The 18,345-nt window shown below is 51.6% G+C and carries 16 protein-coding genes; 8 read left to right on the top strand and 8 right to left on the bottom strand.

The features are described 5' to 3' along the window. The first annotated feature begins 8 nt into the window (after positions 1-8). Both KDM87_RS14010 and KDM87_RS14005 read left to right on the top strand, forming a co-directional pair. Positions 9-1,148 carry a CaiB/BaiF CoA transferase family protein gene (locus tag KDM87_RS14010; protein ID WP_212679657.1) on the top strand — a complete coding sequence of 380 codons (1,140 nt, stop codon included), beginning with the start codon at positions 9-11 and terminating at the stop codon, positions 1,146-1,148. 441 nt (positions 1,149-1,589) lie between these two features. Next, entirely contained in the window at positions 1,590-4,907 is a 3,318-nt protein-coding gene (locus KDM87_RS14005) for an amidohydrolase family protein (RefSeq protein WP_212679656.1), read from the top strand. A 110-nt stretch (positions 4,908-5,017) separates the two neighbouring features. Here the strand turns inward: KDM87_RS14005 and KDM87_RS14000 are convergent, their stop codons facing one another. The 3 genes from KDM87_RS14000 to KDM87_RS13990 form a co-directional block, all read right to left on the bottom strand. Further along, the gene (locus KDM87_RS14000) at positions 5,018-5,587 is read right to left on the bottom strand and encodes a cytochrome b (RefSeq protein WP_212679655.1); all 570 of its coding nucleotides are present in this window, start codon (positions 5,585-5,587) and stop codon (positions 5,018-5,020) included. Positions 5,588-5,834: 247 nt separating this feature from the next. Then, positions 5,835-6,404, bottom strand: coding sequence for an outer membrane beta-barrel protein (locus KDM87_RS13995; protein WP_212679654.1), 570 nt, complete (start codon positions 6,402-6,404; stop codon positions 5,835-5,837). Positions 6,405-6,840: 436 nt separating this feature from the next. Beyond that, positions 6,841-7,107, bottom strand: a complete 267-nt coding sequence (locus KDM87_RS13990) for a hypothetical protein (protein ID WP_212679653.1) — start codon at positions 7,105-7,107, stop codon at positions 6,841-6,843. A 37-nt stretch (positions 7,108-7,144) separates the two neighbouring features. On the opposite strand from KDM87_RS13990, the gene KDM87_RS13985 reads away from it, so the two are divergent. The 5 genes from KDM87_RS13985 (at position 7,145) to KDM87_RS13965 (ending at position 10,779) form a co-directional block, all read left to right on the top strand. Next, positions 7,145-8,266, top strand: coding sequence for a DUF2855 family protein (locus KDM87_RS13985; RefSeq protein WP_212679652.1), 1,122 nt, complete (start codon positions 7,145-7,147; stop codon positions 8,264-8,266). Between the two features lie 461 nt (positions 8,267-8,727). Beyond that, entirely contained in the window at positions 8,728-9,159 is a 432-nt protein-coding gene (locus tag KDM87_RS13980; protein WP_212679651.1) for a hypothetical protein, read from the top strand. A 71-nt stretch (positions 9,160-9,230) separates the two neighbouring features. After that, a complete protein-coding gene (locus tag KDM87_RS13975) occupies positions 9,231-9,548 on the top strand; it encodes a hypothetical protein (protein ID WP_212679650.1) in 318 nt (105 codons plus the stop codon). A gap of 97 nt (positions 9,549-9,645) precedes the next feature. Beyond that, a complete protein-coding gene (locus tag KDM87_RS13970; protein WP_212679649.1) occupies positions 9,646-10,101 on the top strand; it encodes a hypothetical protein in 456 nt (151 codons plus the stop codon). A 63-nt stretch (positions 10,102-10,164) separates the two neighbouring features. Continuing rightward, entirely contained in the window at positions 10,165-10,779 is a 615-nt protein-coding gene (locus KDM87_RS13965; protein WP_212679648.1) for a hypothetical protein, read from the top strand. A gap of 101 nt (positions 10,780-10,880) precedes the next feature. On the opposite strand, the gene KDM87_RS13960 is transcribed toward KDM87_RS13965, so the two are convergent. Genes KDM87_RS13960 through nirK form a run of 3 tightly spaced genes read right to left on the bottom strand, consistent with a single transcriptional unit; the run spans position 10,881 to position 13,899 of the window. Further along, a complete protein-coding gene (locus KDM87_RS13960; protein ID WP_212679647.1) occupies positions 10,881-11,537 on the bottom strand; it encodes an SCO family protein in 657 nt (218 codons plus the stop codon). After that, positions 11,534-12,382: a formylglycine-generating enzyme family protein gene (locus KDM87_RS13955; protein WP_230407793.1), complete on the bottom strand. Its 849-nt coding sequence runs from the start codon at positions 12,380-12,382 to the stop codon at positions 11,534-11,536. The genes KDM87_RS13960 and KDM87_RS13955 overlap by 4 nt, the downstream gene beginning before the upstream one ends. A 59-nt stretch (positions 12,383-12,441) precedes the next feature. Beyond that, positions 12,442-13,899, bottom strand: a complete 1,458-nt coding sequence (gene nirK, locus KDM87_RS13950) for a copper-containing nitrite reductase (protein WP_408058748.1) — start codon at positions 13,897-13,899, stop codon at positions 12,442-12,444. 475 nt (positions 13,900-14,374) lie between these two features. Here nirK and KDM87_RS13945 point away from each other — a divergent pair, with 475 nt between their 5' ends. Beyond that, entirely contained in the window at positions 14,375-15,568 is a 1,194-nt protein-coding gene (locus tag KDM87_RS13945; RefSeq protein WP_212679645.1) for an amino acid aminotransferase, read from the top strand. 94 nt (positions 15,569-15,662) lie between these two features. Here KDM87_RS13945 and murI read toward each other — a convergent pair whose 3' ends face one another. Together murI and KDM87_RS13935 are read right to left on the bottom strand one after the other, a co-directional pair. Continuing rightward, positions 15,663-16,514 carry a glutamate racemase gene (murI, locus tag KDM87_RS13940; RefSeq protein ID WP_212679644.1) on the bottom strand — a complete coding sequence of 284 codons (852 nt, stop codon included), beginning with the start codon at positions 16,512-16,514 and terminating at the stop codon, positions 15,663-15,665. A 103-nt stretch (positions 16,515-16,617) separates the two neighbouring features. Continuing rightward, complete coding sequence (locus KDM87_RS13935) at positions 16,618-18,135, bottom strand: fumarate hydratase (RefSeq protein WP_212679643.1); 1,518 nt, start codon at positions 18,133-18,135, stop codon at positions 16,618-16,620. Between the last annotated feature and the right edge of the window lie 210 nt (positions 18,136-18,345).

Here is an 18,345-nt window from a genome sequence, read left to right as displayed (position 1 = left end):
GAGGCAGTATGAGTGGTCCATTAAGTGGTTTGCGCATCATAGAAATGGTGGGGCTGGGGCCTTGCCCATTTGCGGCGATGATGTTTGCCGACATGGGGGCGGAGGTGATACGTATAGATCGCCCGCCGGTCGCTGGTGCAGCCAATCCGTTTCCCATGCTGGGCACAAAATACGATGTGATGGCGCGTGGCCGACGTTCGCTGGCACTCGATCTGAAACAGGCGCAAGACCGCGCCACTTTGCTGGAGCTGGTCGGCAAAGCTGATGCGCTGATCGAAGGATTTCGCCCCGGCGTGATGGAGCGGCTGGGTCTCGGGCCGGATGTCTGCCTGCAAAAAAATCCGCGTCTGGTGTTTGGCCGCATGACAGGCTGGGGACAAGATGGTCCCTTAGCGCAAGTGGCAGGGCACGATCTGAATTACATCGCCTTGAGCGGGATGCTGCATGCAATGGGCCGCCCCGATACGCCACCGGCACCGCCGCTGAATCTGGTCGGTGACTTTGGCGGTGGCGCGATGATGCTGGCGTTCGGCGTGGTGTGCGCTTTACTGGAAGCAAAAACATCCGGGCGCGGACAGGTTGTCGATGCGGCGATGGTCGATGGTTCTGCCTTGCTCGGCGCGATGCTGTATGGCTTCCGCGCTTACGGTGCGTGGAATGATCAGCGTGGCAGCAATATGCTCGATGGCGGCGCGCATTTCTACGATACCTATGCCTGCGCGGATGGCAAATTCGTTTCGGTCGGTGCGATAGAGCCGCAGTTTTATCAGTTATTGCTGCAGCACACCGGCATCAGCGATCCTGCATTTCAGCAGCAAATGCACACGCCAGCCTGGCCGGATCTGAAACAAAAATTAGCGGCGATTTTCCGTAGCAAAACCCGAACCGAATGGTGCGCGATCATGGAAGGCAGCGACATCTGTTTTGCGCCTGCGCTTGATATGGCGGAAGCGCCGCAGCATCCGCATAATCAGGCGCGGCAGAATTTTATCGAGGTCGATGGTGTGACGCAGCCAGCTCCGGCGCCGCGCTTCAGCCGCAGCGTGCCGGATGTGCCGCAGCCACCAGCGCAGCCCGGGCAACACAGCGAAGACATACTACGCGACTGGGGTGTCACGCCAAACACGCCGGCTACAAGCGCGAGCTGATTTGAACGACTATCCGGCTGTCGTCTGCCCTCCAAAAATACCCGAAAAATGAAGAAAAATAGGGAGTATCCGCCATTTTTGCCTTTATCTCCTTATAAATAAAGGGCTTTAAAATATACTGGGGGGAGTATATTTAAGCTCTTTTTTGGCATTTTTGACGCTTCTTACGGTTGCTTTTAAACCTTATCTCTCGCTGCTGCCAAATCTGCGGCTTCGTTTTTCGCTGTCATTTTCAGGCGTTACGCCAGACACGAGCGATGTGTCATGAGGCATCAACCTGAGGTCAGCGAAGTCGCAAGTAAAAGCGTCTTTCGCGGGAACTATTTTCTTGTTTTCCCATGTCCGACAGACGCTGATAATCATCTGCGCCTCAGCCGGGTTCGATACAATAAAAACCAAGCGGCTGAGCGTTTATTCAAAAAAGAAACAGGGAGAAAATTGATGCGTGTTTCCAGACTCTTGCCAGGCGCGCTGGCAGTCATGATGTGTTTTCCGGCGGTGTCTTTTGCAGCCGATGCTGAAAAACCAGCCGCTGCTGACGCTAAAGCTGAAAAAAAAGCGGATGCCGATAAGAAAAAATGGGATGTGAATAATCCGCCCGGTGAAAAACAAACGGTGAATATCGATATCCGCAGCGGCACCTGGATGAGTGTCGATGTCAGCCCTGATGGCAATCAAGTGGTATTTGATTTGCTCGGCGATATTTACAGCCTGTCTGTGTCCGGTGGTGAAGCGAAAGCGCTCACGCATTCTGTCGCATGGGAAATGCAGCCGCGTTTTTCGCCTGATGGCAAACACATTGCATTTATGTCGGATGCCGGTGGTGGCGATAATGTCTGGGTCATGGATGCCGATGGCAGCAACGCGCGTGCCGTGACGAAAGAAGATTTCCGCCTGTTGAATAATCCGGTCTGGCATCCGGATGGCAATTACATCGCCGCCCGTAAGCATTACAGCGGCACGCGTTCGCTGGGCTCGGGTGAAATCTGGATGTATCACACCAGCGGCGGCGCTGGGATACAACTGAATGAAAAACCGAACTGGCAAAAAGATCTGGGCGAACCCGCGTTCTCGCCGGATGGCCGTTACGTCTATTATTCGCAAGACACGACTGGTGGCACTTCGTTTGAATATAACAAAGATTCAAATGGGCAGATTTATCAGATTTTCCGTAAAGATTTACAGGACGGTAAAGTCAAAGCCATTGTCAGCGGTCCCGGCGGTGCGGTGCGTCCTGTACCTTCGCCGGATGGAAAATACCTCGCCTTTGTGCGTCGCGTCCGCAATCAATCCACCTTGTTCCTGAAAAATCTGGAGACCGGCGCTGAAACTGCCGCCTGGCCTGAACTGGAACGCGATATGCAGGAAGCCTGGGCGATCCACGGCGTGTATCCGGCGTTTGCGTGGATGCCGGGCAGTAAAGAAATTGTGGTCTGGGCCAAGGGAAAATTATGGCGCCTTGATCCGTTTGCAGGCAAAGCAAATGAGATCGCTTTCCATGTCAAAGATACGCGTGAAATTCGTCCTGCGTTACGCTTCGCGCATGAGGTCGCACCGGATCAGTTCGATGTGCATCAGCTGCGCTGGGTAAATGTGGCACCGGCAGGTGACAAAGTGATTTACTCGGCGCTGGGTCATTTATATATCCGCGATTTACCGAATGGCACACCACGTCGCCTGACGAAACAAACCGAGAATTTTGAATATTTCCCCAGCTTTTCCCGCGATGGTAAAAGCGTGGTGTACACCACCTGGAATGATCAGAAACTGGGTACGGTCAGAGTGCTGGATATCGCCTCAGGCAAAGACACTGTGATCACGAAAGCACCGGGTAAATATGTGCAGGCACGTTTTTCACCGGATGGTAAGCAAGTTGTTTTCGTCAAAGCCAGAGGCGGTTACCTGACCACGCCGTGGTATGCGGTCGAAACGGGCGTGTATATCGCCAATACTGATGGTAAATCTGCGCCGGTACTTGTGACAGAAGACGGCAGCGCACCGCAGTTTGCGAAAGATAGCAGCGCGGTATATGTGAGCCGCACCAAATATACCGGCGAAGTCGACTGGACAACATCGCTGGTGCGTGTGCCTTTAGATAAATCGCCGGAGCAGGCGGTGGCAAAGAGTGAATTTGCCGGTGAGTTTGCGATTTCGCCGGATGGCGAATGGCTGGCGTTCGGTGAGCGTTTTCATGCGTATGTGACGCCGCTGCCGCTGGCGGGCAAACCGGTCACGATAGGCCAGAAAATGGATGCGCTGCCAGTCAAACAACTGGATGTGAATGCAGGTCAGTATCTGCACTGGTCGGGTGACAGCAAGAAAATTCATTTTGCGCTGGGCGATGAATTGTTCACCCGCGATCTGAAAGATGCCTTTGCTTTCGTGCCCGGTGCGCCGAAGGAATTGCCGAAATTCAGTGAAAACGGCATGAAGATAGGCTTTGCACAAAAGGCCGATAAGCCAACCGGGGTGACTGTGATTTCCGGCGCTAAGATTGCGACCATGAAAGGCGATGAAGTGATAGAAGACGGCCGCATCGTCATCAAAGACAATCGCATTGTGCAGATAGGTAAAACGTCAGAGGTGGTAACGCCTGCAGGTGCAACCGTGATTGACGCCAAAGGCAAAACCATATTGCCGGGCATTGTGGATGTGCATTGGCATGGCGGCATGGGCGAGGGCGGCATTATTCCGCAGCAAAGCTGGATCGATTATGCGTCGCTTGCTTTCGGTGTGACGACGATACATGATCCGTCGAATGACACCAATGATATTTTCACGCACAGCGAATTACAAAAAGCCGGAGAAGTGGTGGCGCCGCGTATTTTTTCTACAGGCACAATTCTGTACGGCGCAAAAGGTAATTTCAGCGCTGTGGTGAATAGTCTGGATGACGCGATGACGCATCTGAAACGCCTGAAAGCAGCGGGTGCGATCTCGGTGAAAAGCTACAACCAGCCACGCCGCGAACAGCGTCAGCAGATACTGGAAGCCGCACGGCAGACCGGCATGATGGTGGTGCCTGAAGGTGGCTCACTGTTCCAGCACAATATGACGATGGTGGTCGATGGTCATACCGGCGTTGAACATGCGCTGCCGGTAGAAAAAGTCTACGACGACGTCAAGCAGTTGTGGTCGCAGACCAAGGTCGGTTATACCCCGACGCTCGGCGTTGCTTACGGCGGTCTGGATGGCGAACATTACTGGTATGCGCGTACCGATGTCTGGAAGCATCCACTTCTATCTAAATACGTGCCGCGTTCGGTATTGCAATCGCGCAGCGTGCGCCGTGTCACTGCGCCGGAAGAAGATTTCAATGTGTTCCGTACCGCAGAAACGGCCGTGGCACTCGAAAAAGCGGGCGTGCCTGTGAATCTGGGGGCGCATGGTCAGCGTGAAGGCCTGGCGGCACATTGGGAAATGTGGACGCTGGTGCGTGGCGGCATGACACCGATCGAAGCGATCCGCAGTGCGACGATGAACGGCGCGCGCTACCTGGGGCTGGATAAAGATGTCGGCTCGCTGGAACCGGGCAAACTGGCTGATCTGATGGTGATTGATGGCGATGTGCTGAAAGACATTCGCCAGTCTGACCGCATCACTCAGGTGATGATCAATGGCCGCTTATATGATACCGCCAGCATGAATGAAACCGGCGCAAGCAAAAAAGCCCGCAAGCCTTTCTTCTTTGAAGGTATCAACGGTGTGAACGTACCGGTAGAAGCCAATGATTATTCACATAATCACGCAGAGGAATAAGCTGCCGGGCTGCCTTCCGTAAAAAATGAATGCAGTGAATGAAAGGCATTCCAGGCAGCGAAAGAAGTGAAAAAAGCCGGTGTTGCAATACACCGGCTTTTTTTTGAGATTTATTTTCCCAGCATACGCAGCAAGGTTTTATCTTTATCGACAATGTGATGTTTCAGCGCGCCAGCGATATGTAAAACCAGAAGGCATATCAGCAGATAACTGACGTACTGATGACCTGCCTGACCGAATTTATATCCGGCTTCCCAGATAGGGAGCACCTCGTTAACGCGTTGTGGATCCGGGTTTTCTTTGACCAGTTCCAGCCCGAAAATTCCAAAGCCATGTCCACTGAAACCCGAGTGCATCATGCCAAACACAGGTATAAGAACGCTGCCAATGATTAAACCCCAGTGCGTGATTTTTCCTAAAAATTTTTCAACCGGACGATAGTGCCCGGCCGGATGCGGCCAGCCATTTACCGCTCTCCAGATCACACGAAAAATAATCAACACCGACAGCAGTAAACCTATCGATTTATGCAGGTCGTAGAGATTCCATAGCTCATTTTCCGTCATGATGATGCCAACGCAAAGCAGCGCGACCATGCCTAGTGCGATCAGCCAATGCAATGCGCGGCTGGTTTTACTTAATCTGTCTGGCTGGTCTTTGGATAAAAAGGAATTCGACATGCTTGTGTACTTTCAGATAATGATTCGGAACGGCGATCATATCTGAAATTTACTACGCCCTGAGACCGCACCGTATTTCAGCAAGTGATGTGAAAGGAATGATCGCTGATGGCGATTTTCTCGCGAAGATCATCGCTGAGTCAGAGTACGGTCTGGGTGACTCAATATTGTGAGTGTATTGTTCAATAAAAAAGGCATGCCTGAGCATGCCTTTTTTTATGATGGATTGCGCGGGGCAATCAATGCATCAGAATGCGTATTGCGCACCAACGGAGAAGTTAGAGATCGTTGCTTTTGTGCCGTCGACGTCAGCAACTTTTGCATCGCGACGTTCGTATTCAGCGCGCAGGCTGACATTGTTTGTGAGTTGATATGTCACACCCAAACCTGCAACCGCTTGTGCGGAATTTTTGGAAGTTGATCCTGACAGACCACCGACGGAGACAGTTGCTTCGCCTTTGATGTAGCCAACGCCCAATTTAGCGAAACCAACGAAACCATTGACTGGTGTAGTTTTGAATACGCCAACGAGGTCAACGCCGCTTGCTTTGAATTCACCTTTGAGGCCGCTCGCGCTTGCAGTTGCTTTGCCGAGGGAGAAGTAGCTGGCTTCTACCGCGATGTTAGGGTACAGATCCAGTCCACCCAGCAATTTAAATGCTGTGTCTGTTTTATCGCACTGAGCTGCACCCTGGCAGTCTACATTCCATCTTGCCTGACCAACTGTGCCGCCAACATAAGCCTGTGCGGATGCGCTTGCGCTCATAGCGAAACCAGTAGCGAGCAGAGCTGCAGCGATAATATTTTTCTTAATCATGTGTAAATTTTTTTTATAAAAATAAGTAAGTGATGTGCCTGAACGTATCTGGCAGCACCAGAATCAGACGTTGACTCAAGTTAATTTCGTTAAATAAACGCCAATAAACATTTTACATTTTTAATATTGTTGTCGCAAACACAATCATTGCATTGCTTGTAATGTGTATGTTTGAAGCAACTAGTTTGTCTTAAAGAGTCCTTAATTTTCGCAAATGAAAAAATATTGGTCTTTTTTTGTCATTGAGGTAGATATTTTTGCTGCGTTGCAGTATATTGGAACTGTCTCCTCCAACACCTCATAGGTTTTGGATTTAAGCCCGCAAATGCGGGCTTTTTTTTCGTCGTTTGATTATTTAATTCCTGAAATCGAACTCTGATTGACTCATTTTTATTGCGGCGCACCAATGTGATGTTCAGATTGGTGCATTCCGACTTTAATTTCCTGTCTTGTGTTTGGGTGGAATATTCAATGTCCATCTTGGTGCGTTTTGTGCTTTTATTTTGTTGTTGGTGTTTTTGTCACCGTGCTGGTTTTTGCGAAACACGCCAAATTTGCCCGTCACGAAGCCTTTTGTAGCCTGAGCCGGATAAATAATGGCATCGGCTGCGTTGCCAATAAGACCAAACGCGGTCGCCGATAGTGGCGAGACGGTTTTTTTGAATCGCAACGGCGGGCAATAAAAAAAGATGTCAAAAAACATGCAATACTGCATTTTTTAATAAAACAGATAACGAGACATGACCATCCAGCCGAAAGAATTCATCGTCAACAAAAGCCACTTACCCGAATCCAGATTTATTCCCTTACGTGTGCCAACGCAGGGCGAGCTGCAAGACGGACAGGTGTTGCTGCAAATAGACCGTTTTGCGTTCACCTCCAATAACGTGACCTACGCCGCTTTTGGCGAGGCCATGCAATACTGGAATTTCTTTCCTACGGAAGATGGCTGGGGCAATATTCCGGTCTGGGGCTTTGCCGACGTGATCGCGTCCAAAGCCGATGGTGTGCAAGTCGGCGAACGTTTCTACGGCTACTACCCGATGGCGACGCATCTGACTGTAAATGCGACCCGCGTTTCCGACGCCGGTTTTATGGATGGCGCTGAACACCGTCAGGCCATGCATGGCTTGTATAACCATTACGTCAGAACCACGACCGACCCCGGCTACACCAAAGAATCGGAAGACGTACAAGTGCTGCTGCGGCCGCTGTTTATCACATCCTTCATGATTGATGATTTTCTGGATGACAACCAGTTTTTCGGTGCGCAATCGGTGCTGATTTCCAGCGCCTCCAGCAAAACGGCGTATGGCCTCGCATTCATGCTGTCGCAGCGCAAGGACAAAGCCTGCAAGGTGATCGGTCTGACCTCGGCGGCGAATCTGGAATTTGTCCGCAATATGGGCATTTACGATCAGGTCATCAGCTATGACCAGGTCGCCACACTGGCAGCCGATCAGGCCGTGGTGTATGTCGATATGGCGGGCAACGGGCAGTTGCGCAGCCAGTTGCATCATCATTTTGGTGACAACATGAAATACAGCTGCGCCGTTGGCGGCACGCACTGGGACGAACTCAGCGGTGCATCCGGTTTGCCGGGTGCCAGGCCAACCCTGTTTTTTGCCCCGGCACAAATCAAAAAACGCATGACAGACTGGGGCCCGGGCGGCGTACAGAAACGCCTTGCAGACGCATGGCAAGCCTTCATGCAACCCGTCATGGCGGCTGAAAAACCGTGGATGCAAATCAGCCACGGTTATGGCGAAGACCATGTACGTCAGGTCTATGAAGCGATGCTGAACGGTGCCGCCCGGCCGGATCAGGGGCATGTGCTGTCGCTGTGCCGTCCACTGGATTAAACGAGTTTCATAACTAATCTTTTCAGAGTGCAGGCAAGTCACCCGACTTCCTGCCTCTTATTTTTTTGTGCTCACCGCGTTGGCTGGCAGCCTCAGGTGCTTTCCAAGCGCTTTTCAAGCCCTTCAAACCCCGAAAATATACTCCCCGGGGTATATCTACAAGCCCAATGTTTATGCTGAGATTTGGGGTGTTTTATAAAAAACAGGGGGGAGTATGCACGATGAGAGCATTTTCCCCAAGGATTTGGGCGCATGCGTCTGTGCGCCCAACTGACGTGATGTCCCGACGTATTTGAGCCTGAGACGAACGCAGGCAGGCTCCTGTTGTTATACTGTATTTTTAATCAGTATAACGAAAAAACCAGATCAGACAAGAACTTGCCACGCATTGAAACTTGTTGCTTATTTTTCATCTGGCTGATATTTTGCCATTTTGCACTTTAAAACAAGTTAGGAGTCTTATGTCCCTTCTCACAGACATACTCATTGCACATCCCTCAGAAGCTGAGGCAATCAGTCAAGATTTAGCGCATCACAAGGCATGGCCGTGCCTACAGCTAAAAGGGCTCGACAACATAAAGCTGTCAGCGCTACTCTCAGCGCTGGATGCAGAGGAGCCAGCCCAGAAACTTGAAGGTGAAGAGTTGCTGGTATTCAACCCCGATCCTGAAGGACCATGGGTGTTCGCGCTGCCAGAACAACTTAAAGACCTCCTCTCCCGGCTACCCGAAGCAGATGTCCCCGCCGTCGCCGAGCGTTGGGCGTCGCATGAAGAACTGAAATTCGAAGGCTGGTCTGGCTCGGACATTCAGCCTGTAGTCAGCATGCTGGCAGAGTTCGCATTGCGAGCTAAGGCGGAAAGCAAGCCTTTGCTGCTATGGATGTGCCTGTGAAAGAGACTCCTAACCCATCATTCAAGCGGGACTGGCTAAAGCCAGCCCCTTAATTCAAACGTTAGGCGATCATGAATCCGACACCAGGTTTCTTTTCAATTAAATCGCTAGCAGATTTTCTGCTCGAGAACTTTTCTGAGGATGAACTTCGCTGGGTTGGAGAAATCAACGAGAAAACAGATGCTATTGGTTTCAAATTCGCATCTAGGTCAAGATTCCTTTTTTCTATCTCCACACACGCTGGATCGATGAACTTCGAAATGTACGACCTTGAAATTTCAATCTCCGATGCATCGATCGAAAACGGCGAGATATTGTTCCTTGACGACGTATCAAAATCGGAAACCCTGCAAGTAATTCGAAAGGTTTTCACCGGTGAAATCGCCTAACCCGGCGCTCAATCCCGCTCCCTTCGGTCGCTGGACGCTGCGCGTAAAAGCCATGCAGCGCCTGTTAGTTTTACGTTAGCCGCTCAAGAGTCTCCCTTTGAACCTTATTCTCGAACGCACCGATCAAGTTCGTTTTTTTACCAACATGCGATTGGTGTTTGCCGCGTTAGGCGTTTCGGCCGCTGACTTCGATTGGTTTGTAAGTGATATCGAAACCAATTACTACGGTACCGACTTCACAAGTGACGATCAGTGGATAGATGGCGAAGCCCTACAAAACTTCATCGATCAAAACGAAGTACAGTTTATCTGGGCTGTATTCAGCGCCGTTCCTAAAGGTTTCCGAACTGTGGTCACGAAAATTCCTTACATTGAGGGAAATCAAGAATACTGGAACGGAAGAGAGAGACACCCACAACTCCCTGGAGCTCTTTTCGAAATCTCATGTTGGGACAGCAGCGCAACAATCTTGGTTGGTCTTTCGCCGGAGCTAGAGAAAAATTTCAAACGAGCCTATTCTGATGCTCGCTCACTTGTCTCCGTGGCTCGTTGAAAATGCGGCTAACCATTTCCTTCGCCGTTACGGCGGCCTCACGTCAAACGTTAAATACCAAACATGTCACCTGATTTACTACCATCCATTCCAGAAATACGCCGGGTCGCGCAATCGCTTGCGATGCTGGATGCGATACTTTGTCCGGAATGGGAATATCGCTATTACAGCTTTGATCGCCATTGGGGGCAGGGTGAAGAAATGGCTTCGATGCGGAATGGCTGCGGCGATGACTGGTTCTTGCTGCTGGACGCTGCCGGTGCGGCGCTCAAGGGGTACGCACACGAACTGGCCGACGATGCCGGGCTTCCTCACAACATCCAAGCGCAGGTGCCGGCGGATTTTGCGTCATTTTTGCTGGAGCCGGCATTTTCTATGGAGCGCGCAACTTTTTGCTACTGGCGACAAACGGCCGACGTGGGCTGGAGTAAGGTCAGCAGCAGTTTAAGTGATGATGGTTCTGATGACATGCTTGCGCTGATCGTGTCGTCGCCCGCCGCTTATCAAGCATGGGCGGAAGAGTACTACGAAGTTGCTGTGTCGCTTGCGGCGGTAGAGGCGCTGTTTTCTCATCAGCCGCTGGATGATGCGCTCATTCTGGCGCTGAACTCCGATGTTGATTTAAGTGCAGTCTATGCTGACGCTGACGACATTGGCTATCCGAAGAGCGTCGTCTGACGTATCTGTCAGCCTGCCGACAAAAGAAAAAAGCCCTGCGTCAGACAGCTGATGCAGGGTTTTTTTACGAGGTGTATTGAGCGTGTTGAGCGCGTGTGCCATTACGGATTTTGCAGGGCTTTTCTGACTTGCTTCAGGAAAGCCGGATCAGACTTGCCGATCTTCTGTGTGCGCCCCACAATTTTGCCATTGCCATCCAGCAGTATCATGGCAGTGGTGTGATTGAATTCCCCATCTTCCAGCAGACGGTATTGAATACCCAGCGCCGCAGCAATCTTGCGGACGCTGGCAGGGTCGGTACGGGCAACGGTCCAGGATTTTGGATTCAGTTCATGTTTGCTGGCAACCGATTGCAGTGCCTGGATATCGTCACGTGCCGGATCGAAGGTGATCAGCATCATGGACAGATTGTCGCGCTCCGCTGCGGTCAGGTCTTTTTCCACCAGACGCATCGATTCGATCAGCATCGGGCAGACGAATTCACATGAGTTATAAAACATGCTGACCAGAACAGGTTTGCCGCGCTTGTCTGCCAGTGTGAAGGATTCGTTATTCTGATTGCTCAATGTGGCAGCAATTTTATAAACCGAATTGCCGGGCAGGGGTTTGGCATTTGCGGTGGAGGTGCTGGTGACGCTGGCGCTGGTACTGGATGTGGAACCGTCAGTTGTTTGTGCCAGCACGGAGGTGGTTGATGCCAGCAAAAGACAGCTTGCTGAGAACAGCAGGCCGGTAGTGAATGAGTTGAGTTGTTTCATGGTTTTTCCTGAGTCAGGGTTTTCGCACAGCGAAAACCCAGTTGTCGCGTAGTGTTGGCGCCATTCATGGCGGACAGTAAGGCAACGCGCATGAGTACGGCAAAGTTATCTCTATCCTGCAGGCTGATTGCTCCGGCGCCGCAGTACTGTAATTGATCAGGGTCGCCCTGATTACGGCTGTCGGCACTGACTAGCAAGGCATTGAAGTCGTCCACCCATTCCCAGATCAGGCCATGCATATCGCGAATGCCGTAATAGTTGGCGACGCCGCCGACTTTGGCCGGGCTGGAACTGCCGGGTTGGGAATACCAGGACAGAATCTTTGCTCGCCATTTCGGGTCTTTGCGCGCATCGGCGTGAGTTTCGTCCGCCGCGGCGACATATTCCCATTCATACCAGGAAGGAAGTCGTCCGCCTTCGGATTCGCAGTACGCCTGGGCGGCAAACCAGCTGACCTGTGTAACCGGAGTCTCCGCCTGACTGGCGTCCGGGCCGCTGTCAGGTATCTGGCTGAGGTAACTCTCATCCGCAAAAATGCTGGGGATGCTGGCTTTTTCCCATTCAGGGTGCGTTTTTGTAAATGCAAAAAACTCTGCCGTTGTGACTGGCTGCGTGCGCAGATAAAACGCATTGATTTTGACGGGAAGATTGCTGAGGCCGCGTCCGGCAGATAACACGCTATCGATGCTGCCTGCCGGAATGAGCTGATAATTTTCTGTCGATGCTGCCTGCGCTATCCCGCTGACTGATAGCAGTGATGCCACGATCAGCAAGGGAATTCCGAAGGAAACCCGTAAGCTTGCCAGCACAGCTGATGTGGTACCTGGTCTGGACAAAGCGCTCAACGGGTTCTCCGGTGGAAAGTCAATCAAGGTCAGTATTTGTCTCTGCTTCGCATTAGCGATCAGTGTTCAGCCGAGGCTTTTACCGGGCTTTTCGCACGGATGGCTTTGACATCATCGCTCTTGATCTGGCCGCCTTTGTTGTCCCAGCTGTTGAGGATATACGTCAGGATATTGGCGACTTCGTCATCATTTAACTGATTCATCGGCGGCATCACAGAGTTAAATTCGCTGCCATTGACGGTGACTTTGCCACTGAGTCCCTGTAGCACGACTTTGATCGCACGCTGATGATCGGCGTTCAGGTAATCGGATTTTGTCAGAGGAGGAAAGACGCCTGGCAAACCAGCACCATTGGATTGATGACAGACTGAGCAAGTGCCTTCAAACAGGGCTTTTCCTGCCAGCACCTGATCTTGCAATGTCAGCGTGCCACTGGCTGCGTTGGCTGTCGCTTTGGTGACGGCAGCCAGATTAGGGCCGGCACGGTCACCTAAATAAACTGAGTCAACTTCTTTGCCTGAATAAATCGCTTTATTTTCAGGACCATCCACTTTGATAATCGCCAGCGCACCTTTGTTGAATGCACGGAAGATGGAGTGATCCACCATCACGAAGCTACCCGGAACTTTGGTTGTGTATTCCACGACCGCAGCACCACCAGCCGGGATCAGCGTAGTTTGTACATTTTTCTGGAAATTAGTACCGCCTTCAAAACGTACCTTGTCGAAAATCGCACCGATCACGTGGAAGCTTGACACCAGATTCGGGCCACCATTACCGACGAACAGGCGGATTTTTTCATTGGTTTTTGCTTTGAGTGCCTTGTCGCCAGTCAGCGCGCCTTCCGCACCGTTGAACAGAACGTAAGTTGGTCTTTCGTCGATGGCTTTTTCCATGTCGAATGGTTGCAGGCCTTTTTCACGGTATTTGCCAGTGGTGTAGAAGTCACCTTGCATGACGTAGTACTCGTGATCGACAGCAGGCAAGCCTTCTGGTGGTTCTACTAAGATCAAACCATACATGCCGTTACCGATGTGCATCCCGACCGGAGCCGTTGCGCAGTGATAGACGTAAATGCCTTCGTTGAGGGCTTTGAACGAGAATTGGGATTCATGCCCAGGTGCAGTGAAGCTGGACGCTGCGCCGCCGCCGGGGCCTGTTACGCCGTGCAGGTCAATATTGTGCGGCATTTTGTTGGCAGGATGATTCTTCAGGTGAAATTCTACGGTGTCGCCCTGACGAACGCGGATAAAGCTCCCCGGAACCGTGCCACCAAATGTCCAGAAGGTGTAGCTCACGCCTTCAGAAATGGGCATTTCTTTCTCGATGACTTCCAGATTGACAATCACTTTTGCCGGATATTTTCTTTTAATCGGCGGCGGAACATTCGGCGGGCTGGTTAATATAGCCTGAATCGGCATACCCTGCGGTGCGCCAAAATCACCGGCGGATTTTGCACCGGCTTTAACGTTGTCTGCAGCACCGGCAACAGGAGCGGTGATCAGGGTGGTGGCCATTGCCAGCAATGCACAAGCCGTTTTAATCATGAGCTTCATAGAAATACCTTTCAAATGATGATGGGACGTGCTGCAAAGTTTTCCGGGGAGCCGCCATTTCTGTACTGCTTTGGAAAACGGGTGTCGACATCGGTGTTGGTATAAAAAGTACTGCCTGGAATGGTTACCGGTCTGATCCAGCCGAATCTCAGATTAAAGCAAAGTGATTGCGGTAACTATACGCCGTTAGGAGTATGTTGTGCGATAGAACGGGGGATAACGCATATTTTTGATGTGCCTCACAGATGGTATGCGGCCAGATGGCAGACTGCATACCATGCATACTCACAGATACAGTTTTCCCTCGTAAAAACACGATGTGTATCCTGTTTTGCGACGCATTTATGTCAAAATGACGCCCGACTGCATTTTTTTTGTGTTGCAAGACTGCATCACGTCAACGCTGTTCTTATCTATAACTATCCGGAGTCACACCATGTTTCAGCACGTTGAAGCCTATCCTGGCGATCCTATTCTTTCTTTGAACGAAGCATTTGGTAAAGATCCTCGTCCAAACAAAATTAATCTGTCCATCGGTATTTACTTTGATGATGCTGGCAAGATTCCTATGCTGCCATCCGTGCGTGCGGCGGAGTTGAAAGTGGTGGCGGAGGCGGGGGCACGTCCTTATTTGCCGATGGAAGGCGCGGCGAATTTTCGTACAGCGGTTCAGCATTTGTTGTTTGGTGCAGAGCATGCAGCGGTCAAGGCTAGTCGCATTGTGACCTTGCAGACGGTGGGTTCCAGTGGCGGTCTGAAAGTCGGTGGTGACTTTATACATCGTTATTTTCCGGGTTCTGCAATGCTGGTAAGTGACCCGACCTGGGACAATCACCGCGCTGTGTTTGAGGGCTCGGGAATCACGGTCAAAACATATCCTTACTATGACGCTGCCACCGGTGGTTTGCGTTTTGATGCGATGCTGGAAGCGTTAAAGACAGCAGAAAAGAAAAGCATTGTGTTGTTACATGCTTGCTGCCACAACCCGACCGGCGTTGATCTGACGCAGGCGCAATGGCAGGCTTTGGTGCCAGTGCTGAAAGAGCGCGAGCTGATCGCTTTCCTCGATCTGGCTTATCAGGGCTATGGCGATGGCATAGAGGAAGATGCATATGCAGTGCGCTTGCTGGCCGATGAGGGCTTGAGCTTCTTTGTCGCTAATTCCTTCTCCAAGAGTATGAGCCTGTATGGCGAGCGTTGCGGCGCGTTGAGCGTGGTTTGCCCGGATGCTGCGCAGGCGGTGAATGTGCTTGGTCAGATGAAGGCGACGATACGTCGCAATTATTCGAATCCACCTTTGCATGGTGGCCAGTTGGTGGCACGTGTATTGAGTGACCCTGAGTTGCGCCCGATGTGGGAAGCAGAGGTGGTTGCGATGCGTGACCGTATTCAGTTAATGCGCCGTCAGTTGCACGATGTGCTGAGTGCGAAATTGCCGGGCCGTGATTTCAGTTACTTCCTGACGCAACGCGGTATGTTCAGCTACACCGGCCTGACTGCGGAACAATGTGATCGTCTGAAAGACGAGTTCGGTGTGTATCTGGTGCGTTCGGGCCGTATGTGCGTCGCTGGTCTGAATACGGGCAATGTGGAAGCAACAGCGAATGCGATTGCGGCAGTGCTGAGTTAATCACGCGATGTCACGCCGGGTGCAGCCCGGTTTCGCTGAACACCGATTATTCAGCGATATGTGTAAATAAAAACGGCGCCGTTGAGCGCCGTTTTTATTTGTCTGCCGGTCTGTGTTGCGTGGCTAAAGTGTGTATCGCCGTCGCTGGCATTTTCAATAACTGCGTGAACGCCATATTCAGGCTGGACTGGCTGCCCGTAGTCCATGCGGTGACATCGGCGGTGTCATTGTTATGCATCAGCAAATCCGTTTTGATGAGCCGCCGTTTTAATTGCTGCGCAACGGCCAATCCCGTATCGATGATGTGTATTTGCCTGCCCGGTGCTGCGGTTTGTGCAATTACATCGTTGATGAGTGGAATAACGAACGGGTAATGCGTGCAGCCGAGCACAATGGCATCTGCACCGGCATTCAATATTGGTGTGACGTATTTCTGTACCAGTGAGTAGGTGGCACCAGAATGCAGTTCGCCTTTTTCTATCTGACTGGCCAGTCCTATGCAGGCTTGTTGCTCTACTTTGACGCTGGTCGTTTGCGTCAGATGATCGCGCAGATCCTGAAATTTTTTACTGTGTAAGGTGCTTTGCGTCGCGAGGACACCGATGATGCCGGATTGACTCAGTGTTGCCGCGGGCTTCAAGCCGGGTTCAATGCCGACGATGATCAGATCGGGGTGGCGCTGACGCAGTAATTGTATCGCCGCCGCAGTCGCTGTGTTGCAGGCGACTACCAGTGCTTTGATGTGATGCTGCAAGAGAAAATCAGTGATCACAAAACTACGCTCAATAATCACTGATTCGAGTTTTTCGCCGTAAGGAGCAAAGCCCGAATCGGCAAAATAAATCAGGGATTCGTGCGGCAGCGTCTGACGAATGTGCTGTAACACCGATAAACCGCCAACACCGGAATCAAACACGCCTATCGGTGCATCAGGGGAAAATCGCATCGTCATTTTATGAGGAGAGGAAAGAGGCAGCACAATGCCGGACAAAAAATATCGGCTTTGCGCTGCCTCTTTCCGTGGTGATGAGCCGGGAAAAAGGCGGGTATTACTGAACCGGAATGATACCGATTTTTGCCTGCCATTCTTTCGGGCCGGTATTGTGTACCGAGGTACCGCTCGAATCAACCGCAACGGTCACTGGCATATCGACGACATCGAATTCATAGATCGCTTCCATGCCCAGATCGGCGAAGCCAACGACTGTCGCAGATTTGATCGCTTTCGAGACCAGATAAGCCGCACCACCCACTGCCATCAGATATGCAGATTGATGTTTCTTGATCGATTCGATCGCTACCGGGCCACGTTCTGCTTTACCGATCATCGAGATCAGACCGGTTTTTTCCAGCATCATGTCGGTGAATTTATCCATGCGGGTTGCCGTGGTCGGGCCTGCTGGTCCGACTGCTTCATCACGCACAGGATCAACCGGGCCAACGTAGTAGATGACGCGGTTAGTGAAATCAACTGGCAGGGATTCGCCTTTCGCCAGCATGTCCTGAATACGCTTATGCGCTGCATCGCGGCCAGTCAGCATTTTGCCGTTCAGCAGCAAGGTCTGGCCTGGTTTCCAGGAAGCGACTTCTTCTTTGGTCAAGGTGTTCAAGTCGATACGTTTGGATTTTTCTGTATCCGGTGTCCAGTGGACTTCTGGCCAGTCAGACAGTTTCGGTGGTTCGATATAGCTCGGGCCGGAACCGTCGAGTACGAAGTGAGCGTGACGGGTTGCTGCGCAGTTAGGGATCATCGCAACTGGCTTCGATGCAGCATGCGTCGGGTACATATTGATCTTCACGTCGAGCACGGTCGTCAGGCCGCCCAGACCCTGCGCGCCGATACCGAGCGCATTGATTTTGTCGCACAGTTCGATACGCAGTTCTTCCAGTTTGTTTTGCGGGCCGCGTTGTTTGAGTTCGTACATGTCGATGTCATCCATCAGGGATTCTTTCGCCATCAGCATCGCTTTTTCTGCGGTACCGCCGATACCGATGCCCAGCATGCCCGGCGGGCACCAGCCTGCGCCCATCGTAGGCACAGTTTTCATGACCCAGTCCACCAGCGAATCAGAAGGATTCAGCATCACGAATTTCGTTTTGTTTTCAGAGCCGCCGCCTTTCGCTGCAACTTTCACGTCAACGGTATTGCCCGGAACCAGTTCCATGTGAACGACGGCTGGTGTGTTGTCTTTGGTATTTTTGCGTTCAAACTGTGGATCAGCCACGATAGAAGCGCGCAGCTTGTTTTCAGCCAGGTTGTAACCCTGACGCACACCTTCGTTGACGGCGTCGATAATTGAGCCGGAAAAACCTTCAAAACGCACGCCCATACCGATTTTCAGGAAGACGTTAACGATGCCGGTATCCTGGCAGATAGGGCGGTGGCCTTCAGCGCACATGCGCGAGTTCGTCAGAATCTGGGCAATCGCATCTTTCGCGGCAGGGCTTTGTTCTGCTTCATAAGCACGCGCCAGATGGGCAATGTAATCAGCAGGATGGTAGTAACTGATGAATTGCAGGGCTGCAGCAACGGATTCGATCAGGTCGTCTTGTTTAATGACTGTCATGATGTGGCTCTTGGCTAGGTGAATGAAAAAAGCGGAGGTTCTTTGCGCTGTATCGTTGCAGTGCCGAAATCGGCACAACGAATATTAGCGCGGTTGTCAACCAGCGATGTGGCGGAGCCCCAATAAACATGCGGGTGTCCGGACGACTGCTCTGGAAGACCGCATGAATATTGGGAGGCAGGGCACATGGTTGGTTTGAGTTTGTGCGTT

The sequence above is a fragment of the Cognatundibacterium rivi genome (genome assembly GCF_018139565.1).
GTDB classification, from domain to species: Bacteria; Pseudomonadota; Gammaproteobacteria; order Burkholderiales; family Burkholderiaceae_D; genus Undibacterium; species Undibacterium rivi.
The sequence above is the reverse complement of the archived record's forward strand: the minus strand, read 5'-3'. Positions and strand labels throughout refer to the sequence as shown.